Origin of the sequence: Pseudoalteromonas sp. Z9A5, from assembly GCF_011378875.1 — a bacterium.
Classification (GTDB): Bacteria; Pseudomonadota; Gammaproteobacteria; order Enterobacterales; family Alteromonadaceae; genus Pseudoalteromonas.
Window position 1 is genome coordinate 43,451 of the sequence record NZ_WTLC01000002.1, and the last position, 25,706, is coordinate 69,156.

The window sequence follows — 25,706 nt, forward strand, 5'->3', positions numbered from 1 at the left end:
ATGTGGAGTATCCATTTTCAGTTGTAATTCAATGGTTGAGCGATTTTTTGCTGCCTTTAATACGTATCAGTTCAATGATCATGATTATGGCGGGTTTGGGTGCTAAAAATGTACCTACACGAATAAAAATGGGTTTGTCTGTTGTTGTAACCTTTGTTGTTGTGCCTGTCCTACCACCATCTACTTTTACTAACTTGTTTTCGTTTGAAATGATTTTAGTTGTTATACAACAAATGCTGATAGGGACTGCTATTGGCTTCGCTTCTATCCTTTTATTAAATACCTTTGTATTAGCTGGGCAAATACTAGCAATGCAAACCGGTTTAGGTTTTGCTTCTGTTATTGATCCCTCAAATGGTGCAAGTGTTCCTGCTGTTGGACAATTTTTTCTTATTTTAGCGACACTTTTATTTTTTGTATTTAATGGTCATTTAATGATGATTCAAATGGTTGTGCATAGCTTTGATGTATTGCCAATTGATGGTAATTGGTGGTCTGTAGATCATTACTGGGACATAGTGACGTGGGGCAGCTGGATGTTTACTACAGCGCTTGTGCTTTCACTTGCGCCTCTTACCGCTATGCTTGTTATAAATATGTCGTTTGGCATTATGACGCGTGCAGCACCTCAGCTAAATGTTTTTTCTATTGGCTTTCCACTTACTTTAGTTGCTGGGCTTATTATTATTTGGGCTACGCTGGGCAACTTTGTATCTCAATTTGAGTTTCAGTGGTTAAAAATGATTGAGTTAATGTGTAGCTTAGTTGGTTGTTCGCCTTAGGAGAGAGTAATGTCTGAAGATTCAGGACAAGAAAAAACAGAAGAACCCACATCCAAAAAAATCGAAGAATCCAAAAAGAAAGGTCAAATAGCCCGTTCAAAAGAACTTGGAACTATGTTTGTTCTTATTTTTTCTGCAATTTCATTATTAATGTACGGTCCTGAAATAGGCAAAGCTTTATACAATATTATGGGTAGGACGCTCAGCCTTAACCGAAGTGAAACTTACGATACAACAAAAATGTTTGCTGTATGGGGAGAGGTTTCAGATGCTTTAATGTTTCCGATGGCTATGTTTGTATTAATAATTGTTTTTGCAGCATTTATTGGTAATACGCTATTAGGTGGCTTTAATTTTAGTTGGGAAGCAGCTGCGCCAAAAGCGAGTAAAATGTCACCAATGAAAGGTTTTAAACGCATGTTTGGTCCACAAGCTGCTATTGAGCTTGTAAAGTCACTTTTAAAGTTTGGTTTAGTTGCTAGTTTTGCTGTTTTTTTAATTAATACTTATTTTGATGAGATACTTCATTTAAGTGTAGAAAGCGCACCGGGTAATATTATTCATGCCTTAGAGATTTTAGGATGGATGTTTTTAGGGCTCTCTTGCACGTTAATTGTTATTGCTGCTATTGATGCACCATTTCAAAGCTATAACCATAACAAACAACTCAAAATGACGTTGCAAGAAATTAAAGATGAGTATAAAAATTCAGAGGGTGATCCTCAAATAAAAGCTCGAATAAGGCAAACGCAAAGGCAAATGTCGCAAAAGCGCATGATGCAAGATGTACCAGATGCCGATGTTATTGTTACTAACCCAACGCATTACTCAGTGGCATTAAAATACGATACAGAGCGAGCAGGTGCCCCTATTGTGCTTGCCAAAGGTGCAGATGAAATGGCGATGCAAATACGTAAAGTCGCTATTGGTAATGAAGTCCCTATAGTTGAATCACCTATGCTTACTCGAGCACTTTATCATACGGCAGAAGTGGGCGATCAAATTCCAGATCAGCTTTTTACCGCAGTTGCTCAAGTTTTAGCTTATGTATTTCAGCTTAAGCGCTTTAATAAGGGGCGCGGAAAGCGTCCAACTAAGCTTAAGAGTAAGCTTCCTATCCCCGATGCTTATAAGTATTAACATCTTAATACAGCTAATTTATTAACTTGGAATAGTTATTGCTAATTCTACGTAGTGTCAATTTTTTGAAATTGTAGAATTATGAGTTTTAAAGCTGTATTACAACAACTTAACAGAGATAAAAAAGAATATGCTAAAGGGGTAGGTACACCTTTACTTGTTCTTGCTGCCTTGGGGATGGTTATTTTACCATTACCTCCTTTCTTACTTGATATCCTTTTCTCGTTCAATATAGCTTTAGCCCTAGTGGTTCTTTTGGTTACCGTATATACCATGAAGCCTGTCGAATTTGGTATGTTTCCGGCTGTGCTGTTGATTGCAACGATTATGCGCTTAGCCCTTAATGTGGCCAGTACACGTGTTGTGTTACTTGAAGGTCATAATGGTGGTGATTCCGCTGGTAAAGTAATTGAAGCCTTTGGCTCAGTTGTTATAGGCGGTAACTACGCAGTTGGTTTGGTTGTATTCTTAATTTTAATCATTATTAATTTTGTGGTAATTACAAAAGGTGCAGGGCGTATTTCAGAAGTATCTGCACGTTTTACCCTTGATGCAATGCCTGGTAAACAAATGGCAATTGATGCTGATTTAAATGCCGGTTTTATTAGTGCTGAGCAAGCACGTGACCGACGCGAAGAAGTAACGCGCGAAGCCGATTTTTACGGCTCAATGGATGGTGCGAGTAAATTTGTAAAAGGTGATGCTATTGCTGGCATCATTATTTTGATTATTAATATAGTCGGTGGTTTATTTGTTGGGATGATTCAACATAATTTAAGCTTTGGTCATGCGATGGAAGTTTATACATTACTTACTATTGGTGATGGGTTAGTTGCTCAACTTCCTTCTTTACTACTTTCAATTGGTACTGCGATTGTTGTAACGCGCCAAAATGAATCACTCAATATGGGTGATCAATTTAAGAAACAACTCGGTAACGAAAAATCATTATTTATTGCATCAGGTATTTTAATAATAATGGGTTTGGTCCCTGGCATGCCACATTTTGCCTTTTTAAGCTTAGGTGCACTTTTAGGGTATTTAGCTTATTACACGCAACAAGTTAAAATTAAAGCCGCTGCTGCAGAAGCAGAAGAGGCTGCTAATGGAGGGGCTGTAGGAACAGGCGTTGCAAATAAACAAGAGCAAAAAGAGCTTGGCTGGGATGATGTTCAACAGGTTGATGTAATTGGCTTAGAAGTAGGTTACAGATTAATTCCGTTGGTAGATCAATCTCAAGGTGGAGAGCTATTAAACCGTATTAAAGGCGTTCGTAAAAAGCTTTCTCAAGAATTAGGCTTTTTAGTACCGCCGGTTCATATTCGCGATAATTTAGAGTTAGACCCTAATGCATACAGAATAACACTAATGGGTGTTTCAACTGGTGAAGGGGAGCTAAAACACGGTGATGAGCTGGCTATTAACCCGGGGCAAGTTTTTGGTCCTATAAAAGGGGTGGAAACAAAAGACCCGGCATTTGGACTAGATGCAGTGTGGATTAAGCCAGATCAAAAAGATGAGGCGCAATCTTTAGGGTATACCGTAGTTGATTCAGCGACCGTTGTTGCTACGCATATTAGTCAATTATTAACGAACAGTGCTGCCTTATTACTTGGTCATGAAGAAGTTCAAAACTTACTTGATATGCTAGCTAAAAGCCATCCTCGTTTAGTGGAAGGGCTAGTGCCAGATGTGCTTCCTTTAACTGCAATTGTAAAAGTATTACAGAATCTATTAAACGAAGGTGTTGCAATACGCGACATGCGCTCAATAGTACAAACCCTTGTAGAGTACGGTCCTCGAAGCCAAGACCCTGATGTATTAACGGCTGCGGTACGTATTTCATTGCGCAGATTAATTGTTCAAGATGCTGTTGGTATGTCTTCAGAAATCCCTGTCATAACCTTGGCACCTGAGTTGGAACAGATGTTGCATCAGTCATTACAGAATGCAGGTGACGAAGGTGCCGGAATAGAGCCAGGTCTTGCAGAGCGACTTCAAATATCATTAAGTGAAGCGCATCAAAATCAAGAAATGGCTGGTGAACCTTCGATATTGCTGACATCAGGAATGTTACGCACTGTGTTATCTCGTTTTGTTAAGTACACCATTCCAGGATTGCGAGTGATGTCTTACCAAGAGGTACCAGACGAAAGACAGATTAAGATTGTTAGCTCGGTAGGCCAACAATAAGATTTCAACAGGGGTTAAATAATGAAAATTAAACGTTTTTTTGCTAAAGATATGCGCACTGCACTTAAAGAAGTTAAAGATGAGTTAGGTGTTGATGCGGTTATTATGTCAAACAAAAAGCTTGCCAACGGTGTTGAGATTGTTGCAGCTGTTGACTATGAAAAAGCAGCCCCTAAAGCAGTAGCCCAACCACAAAATGCACCGCCAGAGCGTGCTAACCGTATGGCGCAATCACAAAGTATGCATAACTTTGTGAAACCAGAACCTCAACGTTCAAAGCCTGTACAACAAGCAAAAGTTGCTGATAGCCTAGAAGCCTTATTAGAGCGTCAATCACCACGCCCTCGCTCTCCTGAACTTGCATCTATGTTTTCACAGTCAGGAATCGATACTACCGAAAATTATCAAGAGCCTGCAGTAAAACAACGCCCTACAAGTAATATGTTTGCACGTGAAAACTCTGCACCAGCAAGACCACATACTCAAGCCGATAGTTTAGGTTTTGACGATTTAGACCGTGATTTTGATGATTTAGAGAGCCCTGTTACTACACGCCAAACAGTTAAAAATAATGAAAGTGAAGAAATAACGTCAATGCGTGAAGAGATGAATGCAATACGTCAATTATTAGAACACCAAGTATCAGGATTAATGCAGCAAGATATGGCACGCCGCGACCCAACTCGTGCATGTATGATTGACCGCTTAGTTGGTATGGGAATAGATAAAGAAGTTGCAGAGCAAATGGCATGCTTTGTTCCTGATGATGTTTCTCGTCAGCAAGGCTGGAAAGCTTTATTGACTATGGTCGAAGACCAAATGCAAACAACCAATAATGAAATACTACGCCAAGGCGGTGTTTACGCATTAGTAGGACCAACAGGAGTTGGTAAAACAACAACTGTAGCTAAATTAGCAGCCTTAGGAGCACAAAAATACGGTGCCGATAAAGTTGCGTTAATTACCACCGATACATACAGAATTGGTGCATATGAACAGCTTGCAACTTATGGTCGAATCATTGGTTGTGGTGTAAAGCAGGTTAAAGATGCTAATGAATTAGCTGAAGTTTTATATCATTTACGAGATAAGCGTCTAGTATTAATAGATACTGCAGGTATGAGCCAACGAGACTTGCGTTTAACAGAGCAGTTAAATACGCTAATGCGTAATCAGCGTGTTGATATTCGTAGCTATCTTGTACTAAGTGCAACAGCACAAATAAACGTATTGCAAGAAACAGTAAGGCATTTTAAAAAAGTACAGTTAAGTGGTTGTATTTTTACTAAATTAGACGAATCTTTAAGTTTAGGTGAGATTATTAGTATTGCGATTCAAAACCGCCTCCCAATAGGGTATCTTACTAATGGTCAACGAGTTCCTGAAGACATTCGTGTTGCAAATGCCGAAAAACTAGTAAAAAAAGCTGAGCAATTGTATTTAAAAAGAATAAAAGCACAACATTCAAGACACCAATCAGTGGCGTCGAGCACAGTAGGGATGTATGATTAACACAGTATTAGATCAAGCAAGCGGCCTGCGCAAAATGAGTCAAAACAATAACAACGGCGTAAAAGTTATCGCTGTGACCGGTGGTAAAGGTGGTGTAGGTAAAACAAATGTTTCCCTTAACACCGCAATAGCACTTGGTCAGCAAGGAAATCGAGTATTAGTACTTGATGCCGACTTAGGTTTAGCAAACTGTGATGTGATGCTTGGACTGCGTGTTGAACGTAATTTATCGCACGTATTATCTGGCGAATGTGAACTCGATGAGATTTTAGTTGAAGGTCCAGGCGGAATTAAAATAGTACCAGCAACATCAGGCTCTCAAAGTATGGTTGAGTTATCACCATCAGAGCATGCTGGCCTTATTCGTGCTTTTAGCGAATTAAATACCGAATTTGATATATTAATTGTAGACACTGCCGCCGGCATTTCAGATATGGTGCTAAGCTTTTCACGTGCAGCACAAGATGTAATGGTTGTCGTTTGTGATGAACCAACATCGATCACTGATGCATACGCACTTATTAAAGTTTTAAGTCGTGAGCATGGTGTATATAAATTTAAGATTGTTGCGAATATGGTTCGCAGCATGCGCGAAGGTCACGAACTCTTCGCAAAACTTTCCAAAGTAACCGATCGCTTTTTAGATGTGTCTATGGAGCTGGTGGCTATTGTTCCTTATGACGAAAATATGCGTAAAGCAACGCGTCGTCAAAAAGTCATTGTAGAATTATTTCCAAATTCACCTGCGGCATTAGCTTTTAAAGCACTCGCGACGAAAGCTGTAAAATGGCCTATACCTAATCAACCTTCTGGGCATTTAGAGTTTTTTATTGAGAAGCTGGTTAACGGCTAATTATGACAATATCGGTAAATAGAGCTATGGGATATCAGTCAACACAAAATTTAAATGTGATTGTTGAAAAGCATGCATCACTTGTCAAAAAAGTGGCGTGTCACTTAATTGCTCGCTTGCCTCCTAGTGTTCAGCTCGATGATTTAATTCAATCAGGCATGATTGGTCTAATAGAGGCATCAAAAAACTTTGACGCTACTAAAGGTGCAAGCTTTGAAACATTTGCAGGTATTCGTATTCGTGGAGCAATGCTTGATGAAATGCGACGCGGTGACTGGGCTCCTCGCTCAGTACACCGTAAAAGCCGCCTTGTAGCCGAGACTATTACTACATTAGAAAAAGCGTTAAATCGTGAGCCAACAGATACAGAAGTTGCTGAAAAACTTGAAATTTCGCTAAATGAGTACCATCATATTTTAAATGATGTAAATTCAAGTAAAATTTTAGGCATTGAAGACTTGGGAATAGATGACGATGTTATCACTCCAGCAGGTCAAGATTTAACGCTAGACAAACCCTTTAATAATGTTAAAAATGAACGCTTTAATGAATCATTGTTAAGTGCAATAAAGTCATTGCCTGAGCGAGATGCGATGGTACTCTCTTTGTACTATAACGATGAAATGAATTTAAAAGAGATTGGACATATACTCGATGTAAGTGAATCGCGTGTAAGTCAGATACATGGTCAGGCGATGATTAAGCTCAAAGCAAAAATCAATGACTGGATAAACTAGTAGTAAGTAAACAAGGTTAAGACCTCACCGGAGGATGTTTTGGATAAAAACATGAAAATTCTTGTTGTTGATGATTTTTCGACAATGAGACGTATTATTAAAAATTTATTGCGTGACTTAGGCTTTACTAATGTTCAAGAAGCAGATGATGGCTCAACTGCTTTACCTATGCTACAAAATCAATCATTTGACTTTGTAGTTACAGATTGGAATATGCCTGGAATGCAGGGTATTGACCTTTTAAGGGCGATTAGAGCTGATGATAAACTAAAGCACCTACCTGTTTTAATGGTGACTGCAGAAGCTAAGAAAGAACAGATAATAGCTGCAGCTCAAGCTGGTGTTAATGGTTATATTGTTAAACCATTTACGGCTGGAACATTGAAAACAAAATTAGAAAAAGTGTTTGAACGCTTAGGTTAATGAAGGGGAGAGGCTTATGTCAGCACTTGCTGCGCCTCGAATAACGTTAGAACAAGCTCGCCAGCTCGTTGTTTTTTTAGAAAATGGTGAGCAAGATAAAGCCGATGAATTAATTTTAGACACCGCGTCTAAAGAGCAGTCAGAAATATTTGCTGAAGTTGGAAAATTAACTCGTCAATTACACGAAGCTTTAAAAAGTTTTGAGCTTGATACGCGTTTAACCAACATAACAACTGATGCTATTCCAGATGCTCAAAAGCGGCTTAATTATGTTATAGAAATGACAGAAAACGCTGCTAATAAAACAATGGATGCGGTTGAAGCTGGGTTACCAATAGCTCAGGAGTTAGCTAATGAAGTGGCCCATATTAAACCGACATGGGATCGCTTAATGAGCCGCGAAATTGATCTTGGCGAATTTAAAACACTATGCCACAGCATCGATAAGTTTATGAATAACTCTCATCATAAAACTGATGAATTACAAAGCTTAATGACCAATATACTCATGGCTCAAGATTACCAAGATTTGACAGGGCAAGTTATTCGTCGAGTTATGGAGCTTGTAAGAGAAGTTGAAGAAAGCTTACTCCATCTGTTAACAGCTTTTGCTGCGCAAGATGTGAATACTGCTGACACAATAGAACAACAAAAAACAGAAGACCCGGTTAGCGCACAAACATTAGCAGGACCAGAAGGCCCTATTATTGATAAAGAATCGCGTAATGATGTTGTATCTGATCAAGATGAAGTCGATGATCTTTTATCAAGTTTGGGCTTCTAAGAGGAGAGTAACTGCATGTTTGAAGTCGATGAAGATATTTTACAAGACTTTCTTGTAGAGGCAGGAGAAATCCTTGAGCTTTTATCTGAACAGTTAGTTGAACTGGAGAACAATCCAGAAGATACAGAGTTATTGAATGCTATATTCAGAGGCTTTCATACCGTAAAAGGTGGTGCAGGATTCTTAGCAATGACGGAGTTGGTTGATGCTTGTCATGGCGCAGAAAATGTATTCGATTTACTCAGACAGGGTGTACGCACAGTAAACTCTGAATTAATGGATGTTATTTTACAAGCACTCGACACCATTAATGAAATGTTCGCAACGATTCAAAATCGCGATAAGCCAGAACCCGCAGATCCTCAATTACTTCAAGTTTTACATAAATTAGGCTTACCACCAACAGAGGAAGAACTCACCGGTTCATCTTCAGAGGTTGATATTGAGCAACCTCAAAATGAAATAGTTGAAGCCCCAGAATTAGATGACGAAGACCCATTTGCTTTTGATGAGTTATTTAACCCTCCTACAGGGTCAACTGCATCTACTTCTGATACTCAAATTGATGAAATAACGGAAGATGAATTTGAAAACTTACTTGACGAATTACATGGAAAAGGCAAAAGCCCTACCATTCAAGGGTCAATAAGTAGCAATGATTTGAGTGGTGATATTACAGATGATGAGTTTGATAACTTATTAGATGAGTTACATGGCGTGGGTAGTTTTGGTGCTGTCGAAATAAAAAATGACTCAATAGCGACTCAAAATACGAGCCCAACTAATAAAGGTACAGAACAAAAATCATCCTCAGCTACTAATGCTATAGACTCTTCAAATGATGAAATTAGTGATGATGAATTTGAAGCTTTGCTTGATGAACTTCATGGCAAAGGAAGTGCACCTAAATCGATTGAAAACGTTTCGGCTGCACCTAAAAAACCAGCATCTGCGAAAGTCGCTCCAGTAGTACAAAATAAAAAAGCTGAACCGGCAAAAGCACCAGTTGTAAAAGCAGCAATAAAACCAGTAGGTAAACCGGTTGTTAAAGCGCCGAGCACACCTGCTGTTAAAAAAGCAACACCACCGGCAGCAGAAACTACAGTACGTGTTGATACTAAGCGCCTTGATCAAATTATGAACATGGTAGGTGAGTTGGTATTGGTACGTAATCGTTTGGTTAGCTTAGCGACTAATTCAGATAGTGAAGCAATGGGTAAAGCAATATCTAACTTAGATGTTGTTACAGCTGATTTGCAAGGTGCGGTTATGAAAACACGCATGCAGCCTATCAAAAAAGTATTTGGTCGTTTTCCTCGCGTTGTTCGAGATTTAGCGAGAACTTTAAATAAAGACATTAATTTATTACTAATCGGTGAAGAAACCGACTTAGATAAAAACTTAGTTGAAGCTCTTGCCGATCCGCTAGTGCATTTAGTGCGAAATTCAGTTGATCATGGTATTGAAATGCCTGATTTACGCGAAGCCGCAGGAAAACCAAGAACAGGTACTGTTACCTTATCCGCTTCTCAACAAGGCGACCATATTTTACTTACCATTCAAGATGATGGTGCTGGTATGGATGCTGAAAAGCTGAAAAAAATAGCAATTAACAAAGGCGTACTTGATCATGACCAAGCAAGTCGACTTTCTGATACTGAAGCATATAACCTAATTTTTGCGCCTGGCTTTTCGACTAAAGAAGAGATTTCGGATATTTCAGGTCGCGGTGTAGGTATGGATGTAGTTAAAACCAAAATCATTCAACTTAATGGCTCTGTAAGTATTCAATCTGAACTAGGTGTTGGTACTATTTTAGAAATAAAAGTACCGCTAACACTGGCTATATTACCAACCTTAATGGTTATTGTTGGTGAGCAAACATTTGCATTGCCTCTGGCTGGCGTTAGTGAAATTTTTCACTTTGATTTAAATAAAACAAATGTAGTGAATGGTCAACTAACTGTTATTGTTCGTAAAAAAGCAATTCCACTATTTTACCTAGAGCATTGGTTAGTGAAAGGCGCCGACCGCTCACAACGTAAGGCCCAAGGACACGTTGTTATTGTGCAAATAGGCACGCAACAAGTAGGCTTTGTTGTTGACTCATTGATCGGGCAAGAAGAAGTGGTTATAAAACCACTTGATGCTCTATTACAAGGTACACCAGGCATGGCCGGTGCGACTATTACTTCGGATGGTGGTATAGCGCTGATTTTAGATGTTCCTAACCTGTTAAAACATTACGCTGGCTGATAATAAAGTAGATGCACTGTAAGGTGCATCTACACTTAAATTAAATAAGAGAGCTAAATGGCCGTTAAAGTTTTAGTTGTTGACGATTCAAGTTTTTTTCGCCGCAGAGTAAGTGAAATTCTTGAGCAAGATAGCGATATTGAAGTTATAGGCTTTGCCGTTAATGGTAGAGAGGCTGTTGATAAAACAGCTCAGCTACGCCCTGATATGATTACAATGGATGTAGAAATGCCTGTGCTTGATGGTATTAGTGCGGTAAAAGAGATCATGGCGAGTAATCCAACGCCTATTTTGATGTTTTCATCTTTAACACGTAATGGAGCAACAGCAACACTTGATGCTTTAGACGCTGGTGCAATGGATTTTTTACCTAAAAAGTTTGAAGATATTGCGCGTAACAATGAAGATGCTATAAAACTTTTACAAACAAAGGTTAAAGAAATTGGTCGTAGACGCATCCCGCGTTCTTTTAAGCCTCTTACACCAACAAAGCTTACATCCAATACCCCTGTAACACCCTCAAGCTTAGCTAAAAATACAAGTATAAAGCAGCCAGATAGAAGCTTTCAACGTGAAGAATCTACAACTGTTGCTCATTCTAGAGCTAATACACCGTCAATACGCGCGAGTGGAAAGCAGTATAAACTTGTTGTTATTGGAACTTCAACAGGAGGGCCTGTTGCATTACAAACAATATTAACTCAATTACCGGCTAACTTTGCGCATCCTATTTTATTGATTCAGCATATGCCCGCTGCATTTACACCGGCATTTGCGGCTCGCTTAAATGGGTTGTGCCAAATTAAAGTAAAAGAGGCACAACAAGGCGATCGCCTACAACCGGGTACTGCTTATTTAGCGCCTGGTGGACAACAAATGATGGTAGAGGGACGCGGCTCAGCTAAAACATTACGAGTATTTGAAGATCATAGTGAGCGAATTAGTTACAAGCCTAGTGTAGATGTAACGTTTGCAAGCGTTGCAAAAGCGTACCAAGGCGATGTACTTGCTATTGTTTTAACAGGTATGGGAGCTGATGGACGCGATGGTGCAAGAATGCTAAAACAAACTGGTGCAACTATTTGGGCACAAGATGAGAAAAGCTGTGTTGTTTATGGAATGCCACAAGCAGTTACTAATGCTGGCTTAGCGAGTGAAAGCTTGCCTTTAGCTGAGGTGGCAACGCGGATTAAAAGAGAGATAGGTTGTGGATAAGCTTTCGGTACTTGGTTTATTTATTGCTCTTGGCGCTATAGCTATAGGCTATTCGTTAGAGGGGGGTGATGTATCTGCATTATTTAACGGACCTGCGCTTATAATTGTACTTGGTGGTACGCTTGGTGCCGTGATGCTACAAACATCAACAAGTACATTTAAAAAAATGTTAAAGATAAGTCATTGGGTTTTTATATCTCCACAATATGATATTGACGAGGCTATTGAGCAGGTTAAACGTTGGTCTCAAAAGGCGCGTCAAGAAGGCTATCTTGCTCTTGAAAATGAAGCGCTTACTCATCCTGATGCGTATGCGGCAAAAGGGTTAAGTTTACTTGTAGATGGTTGCTCAGAACACAAAATAAGAGATACGCTAGAAATTGACTTATTATTAGAAAGAGACCGTTTATTAGAGGCTGGTCGCGTTTATGAAGCAATGGGAGGTTACAGTCCTACTATTGGTATTTTAGGTGCCGTGCTTGGTCTTATTCAGGCTATGTCTTTTATTACAGATCCACAAAAGCTAGGTGCAGGTGTAGCAACTGCATTTATAGCCACTATTTATGGTGTTGGTTTAGCTAATTTATTATTTTTGCCAATGGCAAATAAGCTAAAACAACGTGTTGAACAAAAAATGCTTTACCATGAAATGCTCGCTGAAGGTGTCATTGCAATAAGCTTAGGTGAAAGCCCGATAAATATAGAACTAAAGCTTGAGGCTTATCGTGTAGAACGCCCTAACTTAGTGGACGAATAACGGCTATGTTACGCCGACGTTTACGCAACAACACTGCCTCAAAAAGTCAGCATACTGAGCGTTGGCTTGTATCCTACGCTGATTATATGACAATTATGTTTGCCTTTTTTGTTGTTTTGTATGCTATAGCTATTAATAAAGAAGAAAAGTTTCAAATTTTATCGGATTCACTCGAACAAGTTTTTGATAAATCTGCACGCCAGCACTCCCAAAAAGGGGAGGGAGTTAATGGTGATGGTATTCTTACCGATAGAGTAACACCCGAACAAGAGATACTTTATGGTGAGAATATTCAAAAACAGGAGCAAGGACCTCTCTTGCTTGACGGTCAAAGTGATACCAGCAATATAAAGCAAAAGTATTTAGGAAAGCCTTTAGATAGCTTATTAACAAAATTACAATCAGCACTCATTGATGAAATCCGAGATGGTGAAGCAAGTTTAGAATTAACTGAAGATTGGTTGATAATAGAACTTAGCTCAGGAATGTTATTTTCAAGTGGTAGCTCTGTTGCACACTCTCGTGCAAAGCAAGTGGTTAAAATAGTTAAAGATATTATTGCTCCTGTTGATAATTATATTAGAGTACGTGGTTATACTGATGATGAAACAATCCGAAATGAGATTTTTAGATCAAACTGGGAGCTGTCGGTTGCTAGGGCAACATCAATTTTGGTTGAACTTGAAACGTTAGGGATTAACTCTGCTCGAATGGCAATAGAAGGGTATGGTCAATATTCTCCTTTTGCAGATAACGAAACACGTGAAGGTCGAGCTGAAAATCGTAAGGTTGTTATAGCGCTTTCAAAATATGGATTACCCCCTAAACTTGAAACGAAAATACCAGAACAAACAAATAAAGATGTACAGCCAGAACCAGAAGTTGAGCTACCTTCAGATGACGATACAATAAAAATACTTCGTTTGCCTCATGGTGGAATTCGTATAACTACACGCAATAAACAGTAATTAGGATGTAATGTGAAGATTTGGACTGTAGCAAATCAAAAAGGTGGAGTAGGTAAAACAACAACTGCTGTTAGCCTTGCTGGTATTCTTGCATTGCAAGGTAAGCGCGTATTGCTTATAGATACAGATCCCCATGCATCACTCACATATTACTTTGGTATTGACTCAGAAGATTTAGAAATTAGTGTATATGATATTTTTGCACGCGGAACGAGTATGCAAAGCGAGGAAATACTCCAAGCATTATGCCCATCAACACTCGAAAACCTTGATATTTTACCTGCGACTATGGCAATAGCCACATTAGATAGAAGTATGGGAAATAAAACTGGGATGGGATTAATATTAAAAAAAGCGCTTGCAAAAATAAGTGAACATTACGATTATGCCATTCTTGATTGTCCTCCTGTACTGGGGGTATTAATGGTGAACGCACTTGCGGCGAGTGAACGTATTTTAGTGCCTGTACAAACAGAGTTTTTAGCCTTAAAAGGCCTCGATAGAATGATGCGTACTATGGAGTTAATGCAAACCTCTCAAGCGAAAAGCTATCAATATACTATAATTCCTACTATGTATGATAAGCGTACAAAAGCATCGTTAGAAGCATATAAAACACTGCGAGATACATATAAAGATAAAGTTTGGCCGGGTGTAATTCCGGTTGATACAAAGTTTAGAGATGCAAGCTTTGCACAAAAAGTCCCTGTTGAGTTTTGTCCTCGCTCTCGAGGTGTATTTGCGTATAAAGCATTGCTAGATTATTTAATTGAACAAGGTTAATAAATGAGTAAGCAATTATTTGCTAATGAAAAAGTAATGACTCAATACTTAGGTGCGTTGTTATGTGACGATGAGCCCGAAGATAACCTTGAACCGGTTGCTAAATTACTCGAACAAGTGCCGGAGGCCGCCCAGCAAGAGCAAGTTAATTTAAAGCCTAAAGAGCAGGCAGAAAAAGTTGTTCAACAAGATTTAAAAATAACTGAAGTAGAGCCTTTAATTACTGAAAGTGATGATGTAGTTGCCGATACCGTTGTTGATGTTATTGACGATACTGCAATGCACTTATCTGAAGAGCCTGAGCAATTACTTAAAACACAAAACCAAGAAGATTATTTTGAAGATGAATTTCAAGCGTTATTTTTTGAAGTTGCAGGGCTAACGCTTGCTGTACCTTTAAAAGCACTTGGCGGGATTCATCATTTAGGTGAGGTAAATCATTTGTTTGGGAAGCCTAAGTGGTTTAAAGGCGTTATGCTTAACAGAGATGAAAAGCTAAACGTGGTTGATACTGCACGGTGGGTTATGCCTGAAAAGTATAATGAAGAGCTCGAAGCATCACTTAACTATCAATATTTAATTACTTTAGGTGACAGTCAATGGGGACTTCAAGCCGAAAAGTTGATAAATAACATTACATTAAGAAAAGAAGATGTAAAATGGCGTACAAACAAAAGTAAGCGCCCATGGCTTGCTGGCGTAATTAAAGAAAAAATGTGTGCTTTAATAGATGTAGATAATTTAAATGTATTATTGGAGAAAGGCTTAGATAGTCGTCAATAATAATGATCATTACGGGGTAACAGCATGAATCAAGAAAAATTACTGTCAGCGAACAAAAATGCAGATAACGATGAAATATTACAATGGGTTACGTTTAAGCTAGAAGAAGAAACTTATGGCGTAAACGTAATGCAAGTACAAGAAATATTACGTTACACCGAAATTGCGGCTGTGCCGGGCGCGCCGTCTTACGTGATTGGCATTATTAACTTACGTGGCAACGTAGTAACCGTTATTGATACACGTGCGCGTTTTGGTTTAGATGCTACTGACGCTACTGATAATTCTCGTATTCTAATAATTGAGGCTGAAGAGCAAGTTATTGGTATTTTAGCAGACAGTGTATCTGAAGTTGTTTATTTACGTAGTTCGGAAATAGACAGTGCACCAAACGTTGGTACTGAAGAAAGTGCTAAGTTTATTCAAGGTGTTTGTAATCGCGAGAATGAGTTGCTTATTTTAGTCGATTTAAACAAGTTACTCAGCGATGATGAATGGGATGAGTTAAGCGATTTATAAGCTTAATTATTAAAAATTATGCTGTTACTTAGTATCGCAATAGCAGCGTTAGCTGTCGGGTTTATATCGCTGGCGCTAATTGTTGCATTAAAAAACAAACAAGCTAATGAGCTTGCCTCTGTCATGCAGCAACTTAAAGACACTTCAGAGCAAACACATATTTTGAGAAGTGAGATTTCAGAGTTACGCACAGGCCTTTTAAGTATAGGCAAACGCGTACTTGAAGTTGAACAACAAAACCAAGACCTAGTTCAACAACAAGCGGCTCAAAAGTACGATGACCCTGACGCTAAAATTTATTCTCGAGCTGTAAAAATGGTAGGGTTAGGCGCTGATTTAGATGAAGTGATTCGTGAGTGTGAATTACCTAGAGCAGAAGCCGAATTACTGTTTTCATTACATAAACAAAAAGGCGCTTAGCGCCTTTTTAGTTATAAATTTATAACTAAACTCATGCTTTAATATTTAACTTTCCTTGGAAGTCCTTCCAACCAGGTGGAAATTGACCTCTTAATACATACGAAAACGCAATAAGTTCTGCAATTACATAATAAAGTTCTTTTGGAATTTCTTCCCCTAACTCTAAATGCGATAACGTTTTAGCAAGCGCTGCATCTTCGTGGATCATAATGCCTTTTTTCTTGGCCGCAGCTATTATTTCGTCAGCTAATTTACCAAAACCTTTCACACTTACAGTGGGGGTGTTACCTGCTTCATATAAAAGTCCAATGGCTGATTTATTTGTTGATATATCACTCATAGTTAAACCTTAATATTAATAATTGCGTGTGATTTATAAAATGCCTGATTGCCTGCATCGCCTCGTTTTAAATTAAGCTCGCCAACTTGTAAGCCATGTTTAGCTAGTTTTGATCTTAAGTTATCTAGGTGAGGGTGAGCAATTGCACTTACCTCTTGGCTTGATGCTAATAGCTGACAATCAAGTGCTTTATCCATTAATTCAGCAGTGATTTGGAGTTGACCTAGTTCAGCATAATCGAAGTTTAACCTTACAAACCACACATTTTTATCTTCTAATTTATCTACACTTTGCTTTTTATATTGCCCTAAAGTTATTTCTGTTTGGGCTGCTTCTGGTGGCAATTTCATTGGTAGTAAAAATTGTACTAAAGGATTTGAATCAGGCTGTTGATTAGGTGTTGTAATTTGGATTTGAGTTAATGTGCTTTTAACTTGAATTAGTTCGCCTGCAAGTGCTTGAATTTGAGGTTGTTGTAACTGTTCAAGTAGCTTTGCTGTTGTATTTCCTGTTTTAAATGTGGGCATTAAGACTTGAAGTAATGCATCTACACCAGTGTGATTATTTAAGCTAATAGGGGAGATCGATTGATTAATAATTGGTGCAGCTAAAATACTTACAGCAATCTGCTCTAAGCCTTTAGTAAAACTACTTTGTAAGGTGTCATTAGTCAGTTGTGAGGGCTGTATTGCAGCAAGTATTTCACGCTGCATGGTAGTAGGGTGTGTATTACTACTTGATACCATACGATTAAATGCCTGATTAATGAGGCGCGTTAAATCGGGTGTATCCTTTACTGCTTTATTTGTTATGTCGGTTATTTGACTACTCAAAAGTGACTTGTTATTAATGATCGTTTGGGTAGACGTTACTGCACTAAATTGCTTTAACAGAGGTGAAAGTAACTTTTCTTCTATTGGTAGTGGTATTTGATTGCGAGAAATATTTTCAGGTACTGTTTGCCATGCATTAGCACTAGCCTTTATAAGTTGAGTTAGCTGTACCAAAGGAGGGAGTTGAGTTAAGTCTTTAGAAAAGCCATTTAATAAGTTAGATGATTTACTTTCAGTGTCGGTAATTATCGTATTTATATTTTGAGTAATATTTACTTTTTGATTAATTGCTTGTTGTTTTAACTCTGTTGCAAAAGGCTTATTTTCAAAATACTTAACAGCATCATTAATTCTGGTTTTAAAATCACTAAAGCTATTTTGAATCCACGACTTTATTGGGCTATCAGACGTAAGCAGTGGGCTTGCTTTGATAGTGGACGCAGAAAAAGGTATTTCAGAGGCATTGCTTTTTTGAGCTAAAAGTAACTCGTTAAACGGTTTAGAAAATGAGTTATTAAGCGTCACTTTTATATTATCAGTTTCGGTTTTAATTAATAACTTATCTGCCTGATTCACTAAGTTTATTTTAATAGGTGTATTAGGTAGTTCAGTAACCTGTTGATTAGTAATCGGCGTTGTAAACGATCCTGACTTTTGTGCATGAGTTAAAATAGCCAGTTTAGGGGTTGCTTGTAGTTGTGCGTTTGGTAATAAAGCCACAAGCAATTTGGTAAGTTTAGTTTGACTAAGCGGTTGTGTATGAACCGTATCAGCAAAGCGATTGATTACATTAAGCTGTGTGCCTTTGTTAGTAGTGCTAACAACTACTTTTAAAGGCTGCTCGGTTACAAGCAGTTGGGCTACCTCTTTGTTTATCGCAATACTGGCGTTGAGTTTATCAATGACTAATTTTGGGGTAGGGGACATAACTACTTGTACATCCATTGGTTTGCTTTGTACCTCAGTACCCGTGTTAACATAATTTAGTAAACGCTGTAATTGAGCCGGCTTGTTTAAAGTAATAGTTGTACTGTTTGGCGTAATATTGAGTTGTTTGCCATCTGGGTTGAGCTGTATGTTAGCACTGGCTATTTTTTGTAAGTTTTGAGGGGCGTTTGTAGTGCCAAGCCTTAATGTTTGCCAATGCTTATCAATAAATACATCAAGCGTAACTGAGTCTTTCGAAAATTGAATGTTTTTAGCCGCAAGTACCTCATTAGGTAATTGCGATAACTCATTGGTTTGAGGGTTAGTCGATTGATTGATAACCAATGAATTAGATAATGTTATTTGCGTTGGCGTATTCATTATTTTAAATCAAGTTTTCTCTATTTTAAGTGAATCGATTTTAAAGCAATATTCGTATTACCCTATCATTATGGTAGACTAACGCCTAATTTTTGGCAGAGAGAATCGTCATCTTGTTACACATTAAGTCCGTCACCTGCATCAAGCAAGATCGTTGTTTGTTTGCGGATCTTAATTTTAGCCTTAATAGCGGTCAAATCATGCAATTAGCGGGTCCAAATGGGGCTGGTAAAACATCGCTGTTGCGTATTATCGCTGGCTTTTCTGTGCCTGATGAAGGGGCTGTTTTATTTCAAGAGCAACCCATATCTAAGTACTATGAAGAGTATGCCAGAGAGCTGCTTTTTATAGGTCATAAAACAGGTGTAAATACTCAGCTAAGCGCAGTTGAGAATGTTCGCCATTGGTTACACATAAATGGCTACATAAACGAGCCTGATTTATACCCTATTTTAGCTCAAATTGGTCTTGTTGGACTTGAAGATGTACCCGTTAGAATGTTGTCTGCTGGACAACAACGACGTGTAGCTTTGGTAAGGCTTTGGTTAAGTGATGCTAAATTATGGGTACTTGATGAGCCATTTACTGCGCTAGATAAAAGCGGTGTTGCCTTTTTACAGCAGCGATTTACCGAGCATTTATTAAACGGTGGAGCTATTTTGTTAACGACCCACCAAGATTTAACGACCCACTTTAGTAACTTACAAACGGTTACATTGGAGTACCGCCACTAATGACTCGTCAACACTCTTATTGGTTGCTATTTAGTGCGGTATTTACCAAAGATGTAAAACTTGCGTTTCGTCAGCGCGCCGAAATTGTAAACCCTATTTTATTCTTCTTAATTGTAATTTCATTATTTCCGTTAGCAATTGGACCTGAGCCCGGTCTACTGGCGAGAATGGCGCCGGGAATTATTTGGGTTGCCGCATTACTCTCTACCATGTTGGGTTTAGATAAGCTGTTTAGAGATGATTTTAACGATGGCTCATTAGAGCAGTTAATTGCGTCGTCTTACCCGTTATCGTTAACTGTACTCGCTAAAGTGGCTGCACACTGGGTAGTAACAGGTTTACCGCTTGTATTAATGACTCCGTTATTTGCGTTGTTATTAAACCTAGAAAGTACGGCACTAACAGCGACCGTTTTAACATTATTATTAGGCACACCACTATTGAGCTTTATTGGCGCAATTGGTGCTGGGCTTACTGTGGGGCTACAAAAAGGGGGTATTTTGATGAGTTTACTCGTACTGCCTTTGTATATTCCTGTTTTGATTTTTGCAACGTCGGCTATCGATACCAGTACAATGTTGCTGGATTATAGTGGGCAGCTTGCCATCCTTGGTGCAATGTTACTTCTTGCTATTATTAGCGCACCAATTGCCATATCGTCAGCTTTAAAAGTGAGTGTAAGTTAATGTGGAAGTGGTTACATCCCTATGCTAAAGCAGAGCGTGCATACCAGTTATGCAATACGTTACTGCCTTATTTTGCCGTAGTTACCGTAGTTAGTATGATTGTTGGATGGGTATGGGGGCTTGGTTTTGCACCTGCCGATTACCAACAAAAAGACAGCTACCGTATCATTTTTATTCATGTTCCTTCCGCCATTTTATCTATGGGCGCTTACTCCTCAATGGCAATTGCCGCCATTGTTGCACTTGTATGGCAACTGCGAAATGCCGAACTTGCCGTTATTGCTATTGCGCCTGTTGGTGCATGTATTACTGCTATAGCGCTAATTACTGGCGCTGCTTGGGGTAAACCTATGTGGGGTGCTTGGTGGGTATGGGATGCGCGTTTAACGTCTGAACTTATTTTACTATTTTTATATCTTGGCGTGCTTTCGCTTTACCATGCATTTGAAGATAAGAAGTCAGCAGGGCGTGCGGCTTCTATTTTAGCGATTGTGGGCGTAATCAACTTACCTATTATTCATTACTCAGTTGAGTGGTGGAATACGCTACACCAAGGTGCAAGCATTACAAAACTAGACACCAAAGCAATAGACCCAAGTATGTTTTGGCCTCTTATGGTTAATATTTTAGCCTTTGCTGCTTTTGTAGGAACAGTGACTTTAATTCGTCTTAAAAATGAAATTTTGCAACGCGAAAAGCACCGACCGTGGGTGCGTTTGTTGTTAAATAAGGGGTAATTATGCAGTTCGACTCTTTTTCTGATTTTATTGCAATGGGAGGCTACGGGTTTTATATCTGGCTTTCTTTTGGTACATGCGCACTTATTTTACTCGGTATTTTAGTAAGTTCTTTAAGAGATACTAAACGTATTATGGCTTCAGTAGAGCAACAAATAATACGTGAAGCGCGAATTAAAAAAGCTAAACAGGAACAAGTATCATGAATCCAAGACGTAAAAAGCGCCTATTGGTAATTATTGCCGTACTGTTTGGTATTGGTGGTTCAATTGGTTTAGTGCTTTATGCACTCCAAGAAAATATTAACCTTTTTTATACGCCAAGCGAGCTTATTGATGGCAAAGGTCCAAATAAAGAAAAACCATTTATTGGGCAAAAGCTACGTATTGGCGGCATGGTTGTACCAGGCACCGTTAAGCGTAATGAACAAAGCTTACAAGTAAGCTTTAAGCTAATTGATACAGGTCCATTAGTGACCGTGCGTTATCAAGGTATATTGCCAGATTTATTTCGTGAGGGGCAGGGTATTGTAGCGCAAGGCGTATTAATAGAACCTAATGTAATTGAAGCCTTTGAAGTCCTTGCAAAGCATGACGAAGAATATATGCCAGCAGAAGTTGCCGAGGCAGTTAAAGGTATTAAGCACGAAAAACCAAAATACAACTTAGATAGTGGTAATTAGCTATGATCCCAGAAATTGGTTATTTTTCTTTAACGCTTGCCATGGTGCTAAGCGTTTTACTGTGTATTTTTCCTCTTTGGGGAGCGCATACCGGTAATCTTCGATTAATGCGTGCGGCTCCATCTTTAGCAATAGGGCAATTCGCTTTTGTATTAATCTCTTTTGCAGCACTTATTTATGCCAGTGTAACGGATGATTTTACCGTGTCGTACGTGGCGTATCACTCAAGTAGTACGTTGCCTTGGTATTATAAAATCACCTCTACGTGGGGCGGTCATGAGGGAGCCATTTTATTATGGTTAGTAATGCAAGCCGGTTGGACTGCAGTTGTAGCTGCGCGTTCTAAATCATTGCCTTGGGTGTTACGTGCTCGCGTGTTAGGTGTGCTTGGCTTTTTAGGTGTGGGTTTTATGATGTACACCTTGCTACTTTCAAGCCCGTTTGAGCGCCTACTTCCTTATTTTCCGGTAGAAGGGCGTGATTTAAATCCGTTACTTCAAGATCCGGGTATGATTATTCACCCGCCATTACTGTACATGGGTTATGTAGGGCTATCAGTTGCTTTCTCTTTTGCTATTGCTGCGTTGTTAACCGGCAAGCTTGATAACACATGGGCTAAATGGTCACGTCCGTGGACAATGACTGCATGGGGCTTTTTAACTCTTGGAATAACAATAGGTAGCTGGTGGGCGTATTCAGAGCTTGGCTGGGGCGGCTGGTGGTTTTGGGATCCAGTAGAAAACGCATCATTAATGCCATGGCTTGTGGCAACCGCATTACTGCACTCATTAAGCGTAACTGAAAAGCGCGGTGTATTTAAATCGTGGACTGTATTATTAGCGATAGCAGCGTTTTCGTTAAGCTTATTAGGCACCTTTATTGTGCGCTCAGGTATTATTGTATCGGTGCATGCTTTTGCTACAGACCCTGATCGTGGCTTATTTATACTCGCCTTTTTAGGTATTGTTGTTGGTGGTGGTTTGACGTTATACGCGCTGCGTGTATCGCAAGTACATAGTGAAGGTCGATACAAATTTGTATCACGCGAAGTGGCATTATGGCTCAATAATATATTTTTAGTGGTTGCTACATTAATTGTATTACTTGGTACGTTATTACCTATGGTTCATAAAGAAATGGGCTTGGGCAGTATTTCTATTGGCGAACCATTTTTTAATAAGATGTTTGCAATAATTTTAGTCCCGTTTGCTATTTTGATGGGAATAGGACCATTTTTACGCTGGAAGCAAAATAAGTGGGCTTTTTTACAAAACAAAATATTAATGGGCGTATTAGCCAGTGTTGTTATTACCTGTGCTTGGTTGTTTTCAAGTTACGACTTAGTAAAACCACTTACGCTATTAGCTACAACGCTTGCAGTTTGGATTGCAATATCAACAGGGATTGATATTTACACTAAATCAGCTGTACACGGCACCTTAAAAGAAGGTTTAAAACGCTTAGGTGTAAGTTACTGGGCTATGGTGCTTGGGCATATTGGTATTTCGTTTGTTATTGCGGGTGTAACGCTTACATCTGCATATTCAGTTGAGCGTGACGTATCGATGAAGCAAGGCGACACAGTTCAGCTTAACGAGTATGAATACCGCTTTGATGGTGTTAAAACTATTCGCGGACCAAACTACAGCGGTCATGCTGGTGTTGTATCGGTACTTAAAAACAATGAGCTAGTAACACGCTTACACGCCGAAAAACGTAAGTATGATATCGGTATGCAATTTATGACCGAGGCAGCAATCGATGCAGGCTTTACACGTGATTTATACTTAGCGTTAGGTGAACAGTTGAGTCAAGGTGCGTGGTCACTTCGCATTTATCATAAACCGTTTGTTCGTTGGATGTGGATTGGCGGTGTGCTTATTTCCCTCGCAGGGTTTATGATTTTATTTGATAAACGCTACCGTACATCAGCTAAAACAGCTCGTAAGGCTGCGTCGGAGAGTGTTTTATGAACCGTAAAATTTTAGCTATTGCGCCGCTTTTAGTGTTTGCTTTTGTATGTGTATTTTTATACCAAGGCCTTTTTGCTAACCCTCGTGAAATTCAAACGGGGCGGTTAGGCCAAGAAATGCCAGCATTTAATCTACCAGATTTAATGCAAGACAATAAACAATGGACTAACGAGTCGTTAAAAGGTGAGGTTTACTTACTAAATGTGTGGGGTACTTGGTGCCCAACATGTTTAGTTGAGCTTGGCTATTTAACTAAGTTGCGTGAGCAAGGCGTTAAAATTATTGGGCTTTATTACGTACAAGGTTACGACGCTGACTTTGATGGTCCATTTAATATGCAATCACTTCGCACAGAAGTGACCGATATGCTGCAACGTGCAGGTGACCCATATCAATTTAATATATTAGATTTACACCGTACTTTGTCGTTGGATTTAGGTGTTTCGGGTGCGCCTGAAACATTTTTAGTCGATAAAAACGGCACTATTTTGTTGCATCACACGGGTGATATAAACCCGCGAGTATGGCGAGCTAAATTTGCGCCAATTATGCAGGAGCTTAAATAATGAAGTGGTTACTACTTACTCTTAGTCTTTTTGTAAGCATAGGTGCATTTGCAGAACAAGATCGCTATCAATTTGATAATAACGAACAAGCAATACTGTTTGAAGAGCTAACTAAAGAGTTGCGTTGCCCTAAGTGTCAAAATCAAAACATTGCTGACTCCGACGCTGTTGTTGCCAAAGATTTACGCGATAAAGTACTCGCATTGGTTAAAGAGGGTAAGAGCAAAGACGAAGTGATTGACTACATGATTGACCGCTTTGGCTATTTTGTTCATTACGATCCACCGGTTACACCTGCAACTTTAGTACTTTGGGTGTTGCCTGTGCTAATTGTAATAGTCGGCTTTGGCTTTATTGTTATTCGCCAGCGAAAAGCATCAGTAAAGCAAACGTGGAGCAGCGACGACGAGATGCTGCTAGCCAAGTTAATTGAACAAAATAAACGTCAGGAGCAAAGTTAAATGATTTTAATGTGGGCATGTTTTGCTTTACTCACACTTGTTGCTCTTGGTTTTGTTATGTTGCCTTTTTTAAAAAAAGAGCACGTTAAAACAATCACTCATAATGCCAATGCGGAGCTAATTAGTATTTATGAGCAGCGTTTAGTTGATTTACAAACTGATTTAGATAATCAGCGTATTGATACCGTAAATCATGCAGAATCAATTATTGAATTAAAACGCCGTTTATTGAACGAGCTATCACCAGAAAAGTCACTTAATAGCAAAGGTAATAACCGTATTTTTGCTTTGACAGGTGGCGCGTTTGTTCTTGCTTTAACTGGTGTTTTTTATGGCTTAACGGGTAGTCAACAGCAAATTTCAGCTTGGCATGATGCCATGGATAATTTAGCTGATTATGGCGAGCGTGCTGTAATGCAAAAAGGCGAGCCGCTTAGCCAAAATGAACTGCAGGCTTTTGCACTGGCGCTTCGTACAAAACTTAGCCGCTCAGGCGATGATGAAGTTGCTTGGATGCTACTGGGTCGAGTTGCTATGTCGCTTAATGAATTTGACATGGCGCAGCAGTCATTTGATAAAGCACTGCGTATGAACCCTGATAATATGCAGGTACTTATTAGTTATAGCCAAGTTTTATTACTAGAAGGCAGCGAAGCTAATATGACCCGTGCGGCAGGTATGCTTTCAAAAGTATTAAAAGTTGAGCCTACCAATTTAGATGCAATTTCGTTATTAGCACTAATTGCTTATGAACGTAAAGATTGGCCTCAAGCCAAAGCTGCATTTGAAGTTTTACTTGCGAGTATGGAAAAAAGTGATTCTCGTTATAGCATGATCTCCGAGCGTATTACTGATATTGAGCAGCAAATGCAAACGGAAGGCTCTGTTATGCCAGTTACAAATAATACGGGTGCTATTGCAGTTACAGTCGACATTGCAAAAGAGCTTATTGATAAACAACCAAAAGACGGTATTTTGTTTATATTTGCAAAAGCAGCAAGTGGTTCACCAATGCCGTTGGCTGCAGTTAAGTTAGCTAAATATTCATTTCCCATTACTGTCGAATTAAGTGATAGTAGTGCAATGGTTGCAGGGCTTAACTTATCTAGTGCAGAAAATATTGTTATATCGGCGCGTATTTCTATAGATGATTCTGTTATGCCAAGTTCTGGTGAGCTAGAAGGTCATTCAAAATCATTAAAACGTGAAAGTGTAAGTGACTACAAACTTCAAATTGATACATTAATACCTTAAGGACTTT

At 39.0% G+C, this 25,706-nt stretch carries 27 protein-coding genes; 25 read left to right on the forward strand and 2 right to left on the reverse strand.

What is annotated here, in order from left to right; all coding sequences use genetic code 11:
• The first annotated feature begins 2 nt into the window (after nucleotides 1–2).
• From fliR to GQR56_RS01815, 16 genes are all read left to right on the forward strand, one after another.
• Complete coding sequence (gene fliR, locus GQR56_RS01740) at nucleotides 3–782, forward strand: flagellar biosynthetic protein FliR (RefSeq protein ID WP_166108952.1); 780 nt, start codon at nucleotides 3–5, stop codon at nucleotides 780–782.
• A gap of 9 nt (nucleotides 783–791) precedes the next feature.
• Nucleotides 792–1,922, forward strand: a complete 1,131-nt coding sequence (gene flhB / locus GQR56_RS01745) for a flagellar biosynthesis protein FlhB (protein WP_024610552.1) — start codon at nucleotides 792–794, stop codon at nucleotides 1,920–1,922.
• 81 nt (nucleotides 1,923–2,003) lie between these two features.
• Nucleotides 2,004–4,115 (forward strand): flagellar biosynthesis protein FlhA, encoded by a 2,112-nt coding sequence (flhA, locus tag GQR56_RS01750; protein WP_166108953.1) that lies wholly within the window; start codon nucleotides 2,004–2,006, stop codon nucleotides 4,113–4,115.
• 21 nt (nucleotides 4,116–4,136) lie between these two features.
• Nucleotides 4,137–5,627, forward strand: coding sequence for a flagellar biosynthesis protein FlhF (flhF, locus tag GQR56_RS01755; RefSeq protein WP_166108954.1), 1,491 nt, complete (start codon nucleotides 4,137–4,139; stop codon nucleotides 5,625–5,627).
• The gene (locus GQR56_RS01760; protein ID WP_024610549.1) at nucleotides 5,620–6,480 is read left to right on the forward strand and encodes a MinD/ParA family protein; all 861 of its coding nucleotides are present in this window, start codon (nucleotides 5,620–5,622) and stop codon (nucleotides 6,478–6,480) included. Before flhF ends, GQR56_RS01760 begins: the two co-directional genes overlap by 8 nt.
• A gap of 26 nt (nucleotides 6,481–6,506) precedes the next feature.
• Nucleotides 6,507–7,217, forward strand: coding sequence for an RNA polymerase sigma factor FliA (locus GQR56_RS01765; RefSeq protein WP_024610548.1), 711 nt, complete (start codon nucleotides 6,507–6,509; stop codon nucleotides 7,215–7,217).
• A gap of 39 nt (nucleotides 7,218–7,256) precedes the next feature.
• Complete coding sequence (gene cheY / locus GQR56_RS01770) at nucleotides 7,257–7,640, forward strand: chemotaxis response regulator CheY (RefSeq protein WP_024610547.1); 384 nt, start codon at nucleotides 7,257–7,259, stop codon at nucleotides 7,638–7,640.
• A gap of 16 nt (nucleotides 7,641–7,656) precedes the next feature.
• Nucleotides 7,657–8,424 (forward strand): protein phosphatase CheZ, encoded by a 768-nt coding sequence (locus GQR56_RS01775; protein ID WP_166108955.1) that lies wholly within the window; start codon nucleotides 7,657–7,659, stop codon nucleotides 8,422–8,424.
• A 15-nt stretch (nucleotides 8,425–8,439) separates the two neighbouring features.
• Complete coding sequence (locus GQR56_RS01780; RefSeq protein ID WP_166108956.1) at nucleotides 8,440–10,680, forward strand: chemotaxis protein CheA; 2,241 nt, start codon at nucleotides 8,440–8,442, stop codon at nucleotides 10,678–10,680.
• Between the two features lie 57 nt (nucleotides 10,681–10,737).
• Entirely contained in the window at nucleotides 10,738–11,895 is a 1,158-nt protein-coding gene (locus GQR56_RS01785; RefSeq protein ID WP_024610544.1) for a chemotaxis response regulator protein-glutamate methylesterase, read from the forward strand.
• Nucleotides 11,888–12,652, forward strand: a complete 765-nt coding sequence (locus GQR56_RS01790; protein WP_024610543.1) for a flagellar motor protein — start codon at nucleotides 11,888–11,890, stop codon at nucleotides 12,650–12,652. The genes GQR56_RS01785 and GQR56_RS01790 overlap by 8 nt, the downstream gene beginning before the upstream one ends.
• A 5-nt stretch (nucleotides 12,653–12,657) precedes the next feature.
• Nucleotides 12,658–13,620: a flagellar motor protein MotB gene (locus tag GQR56_RS01795; RefSeq protein WP_166108957.1), complete on the forward strand. Its 963-nt coding sequence runs from the start codon at nucleotides 12,658–12,660 to the stop codon at nucleotides 13,618–13,620.
• Between the two features lie 12 nt (nucleotides 13,621–13,632).
• Nucleotides 13,633–14,403, forward strand: a complete 771-nt coding sequence (locus tag GQR56_RS01800; protein ID WP_166108958.1) for a ParA family protein — start codon at nucleotides 13,633–13,635, stop codon at nucleotides 14,401–14,403.
• 3 nt (nucleotides 14,404–14,406) lie between these two features.
• Complete coding sequence (locus GQR56_RS01805; RefSeq protein WP_166108959.1) at nucleotides 14,407–15,186, forward strand: chemotaxis protein CheW; 780 nt, start codon at nucleotides 14,407–14,409, stop codon at nucleotides 15,184–15,186.
• Between the two features lie 24 nt (nucleotides 15,187–15,210).
• Entirely contained in the window at nucleotides 15,211–15,705 is a 495-nt protein-coding gene (locus GQR56_RS01810; RefSeq protein ID WP_024610539.1) for a chemotaxis protein CheW, read from the forward strand.
• Nucleotides 15,706–15,723: 18 nt separating this feature from the next.
• Nucleotides 15,724–16,125 carry a DUF2802 domain-containing protein gene (locus GQR56_RS01815; protein ID WP_024610538.1) on the forward strand — a complete coding sequence of 134 codons (402 nt, stop codon included), beginning with the start codon at nucleotides 15,724–15,726 and terminating at the stop codon, nucleotides 16,123–16,125.
• 31 nt (nucleotides 16,126–16,156) lie between these two features.
• Here GQR56_RS01815 and GQR56_RS01820 read toward each other — a convergent pair whose 3' ends face one another.
• Nucleotides 16,157–16,465 (reverse strand): EscU/YscU/HrcU family type III secretion system export apparatus switch protein, encoded by a 309-nt coding sequence (locus tag GQR56_RS01820; RefSeq protein WP_166108960.1) that lies wholly within the window; start codon nucleotides 16,463–16,465, stop codon nucleotides 16,157–16,159.
• Between the two features lie 2 nt (nucleotides 16,466–16,467).
• Complete coding sequence (locus tag GQR56_RS01825) at nucleotides 16,468–18,606, reverse strand: flagellar hook-length control protein FliK (RefSeq protein ID WP_166108961.1); 2,139 nt, start codon at nucleotides 18,604–18,606, stop codon at nucleotides 16,468–16,470.
• A gap of 113 nt (nucleotides 18,607–18,719) precedes the next feature.
• On the opposite strand from GQR56_RS01825, the gene ccmA reads away from it, so the two are divergent.
• From ccmA to ccmI, 9 genes are read left to right on the forward strand one after another with little or no spacing between them, the layout of a single operon-like run.
• Nucleotides 18,720–19,340 (forward strand): cytochrome c biogenesis heme-transporting ATPase CcmA, encoded by a 621-nt coding sequence (ccmA, locus tag GQR56_RS01830; protein ID WP_166108962.1) that lies wholly within the window; start codon nucleotides 18,720–18,722, stop codon nucleotides 19,338–19,340.
• Nucleotides 19,340–20,026: a heme exporter protein CcmB gene (ccmB, locus tag GQR56_RS01835; protein ID WP_166108963.1), complete on the forward strand. Its 687-nt coding sequence runs from the start codon at nucleotides 19,340–19,342 to the stop codon at nucleotides 20,024–20,026. Before ccmA ends, ccmB begins: the two co-directional genes overlap by 1 nt.
• Nucleotides 20,026–20,763 carry a heme ABC transporter permease gene (locus GQR56_RS01840; protein WP_024610533.1) on the forward strand — a complete coding sequence of 246 codons (738 nt, stop codon included), beginning with the start codon at nucleotides 20,026–20,028 and terminating at the stop codon, nucleotides 20,761–20,763. The genes ccmB and GQR56_RS01840 overlap by 1 nt, the downstream gene beginning before the upstream one ends.
• 2 nt (nucleotides 20,764–20,765) lie before the next feature.
• Nucleotides 20,766–20,969 carry a heme exporter protein CcmD gene (gene ccmD, locus GQR56_RS01845; protein ID WP_007377927.1) on the forward strand — a complete coding sequence of 68 codons (204 nt, stop codon included), beginning with the start codon at nucleotides 20,766–20,768 and terminating at the stop codon, nucleotides 20,967–20,969.
• The gene (gene ccmE / locus GQR56_RS01850; RefSeq protein ID WP_024610532.1) at nucleotides 20,966–21,445 is read left to right on the forward strand and encodes a cytochrome c maturation protein CcmE; all 480 of its coding nucleotides are present in this window, start codon (nucleotides 20,966–20,968) and stop codon (nucleotides 21,443–21,445) included. The genes ccmD and ccmE overlap by 4 nt, the downstream gene beginning before the upstream one ends.
• 2 nt (nucleotides 21,446–21,447) lie before the next feature.
• Nucleotides 21,448–23,418, forward strand: a complete 1,971-nt coding sequence (locus GQR56_RS01855) for a heme lyase CcmF/NrfE family subunit (protein ID WP_024610531.1) — start codon at nucleotides 21,448–21,450, stop codon at nucleotides 23,416–23,418.
• Complete coding sequence (locus tag GQR56_RS01860; RefSeq protein WP_024610530.1) at nucleotides 23,415–23,984, forward strand: redoxin family protein; 570 nt, start codon at nucleotides 23,415–23,417, stop codon at nucleotides 23,982–23,984. The genes GQR56_RS01855 and GQR56_RS01860 overlap by 4 nt, the downstream gene beginning before the upstream one ends.
• Nucleotides 23,984–24,445, forward strand: a complete 462-nt coding sequence (locus GQR56_RS01865) for a cytochrome c-type biogenesis protein (protein ID WP_024610529.1) — start codon at nucleotides 23,984–23,986, stop codon at nucleotides 24,443–24,445. The genes GQR56_RS01860 and GQR56_RS01865 overlap by 1 nt, the downstream gene beginning before the upstream one ends.
• The gene (gene ccmI / locus GQR56_RS01870; RefSeq protein ID WP_166108964.1) at nucleotides 24,446–25,699 is read left to right on the forward strand and encodes a c-type cytochrome biogenesis protein CcmI; all 1,254 of its coding nucleotides are present in this window, start codon (nucleotides 24,446–24,448) and stop codon (nucleotides 25,697–25,699) included.
• Nucleotides 25,700–25,706: the final 7 nt, after the last annotated feature.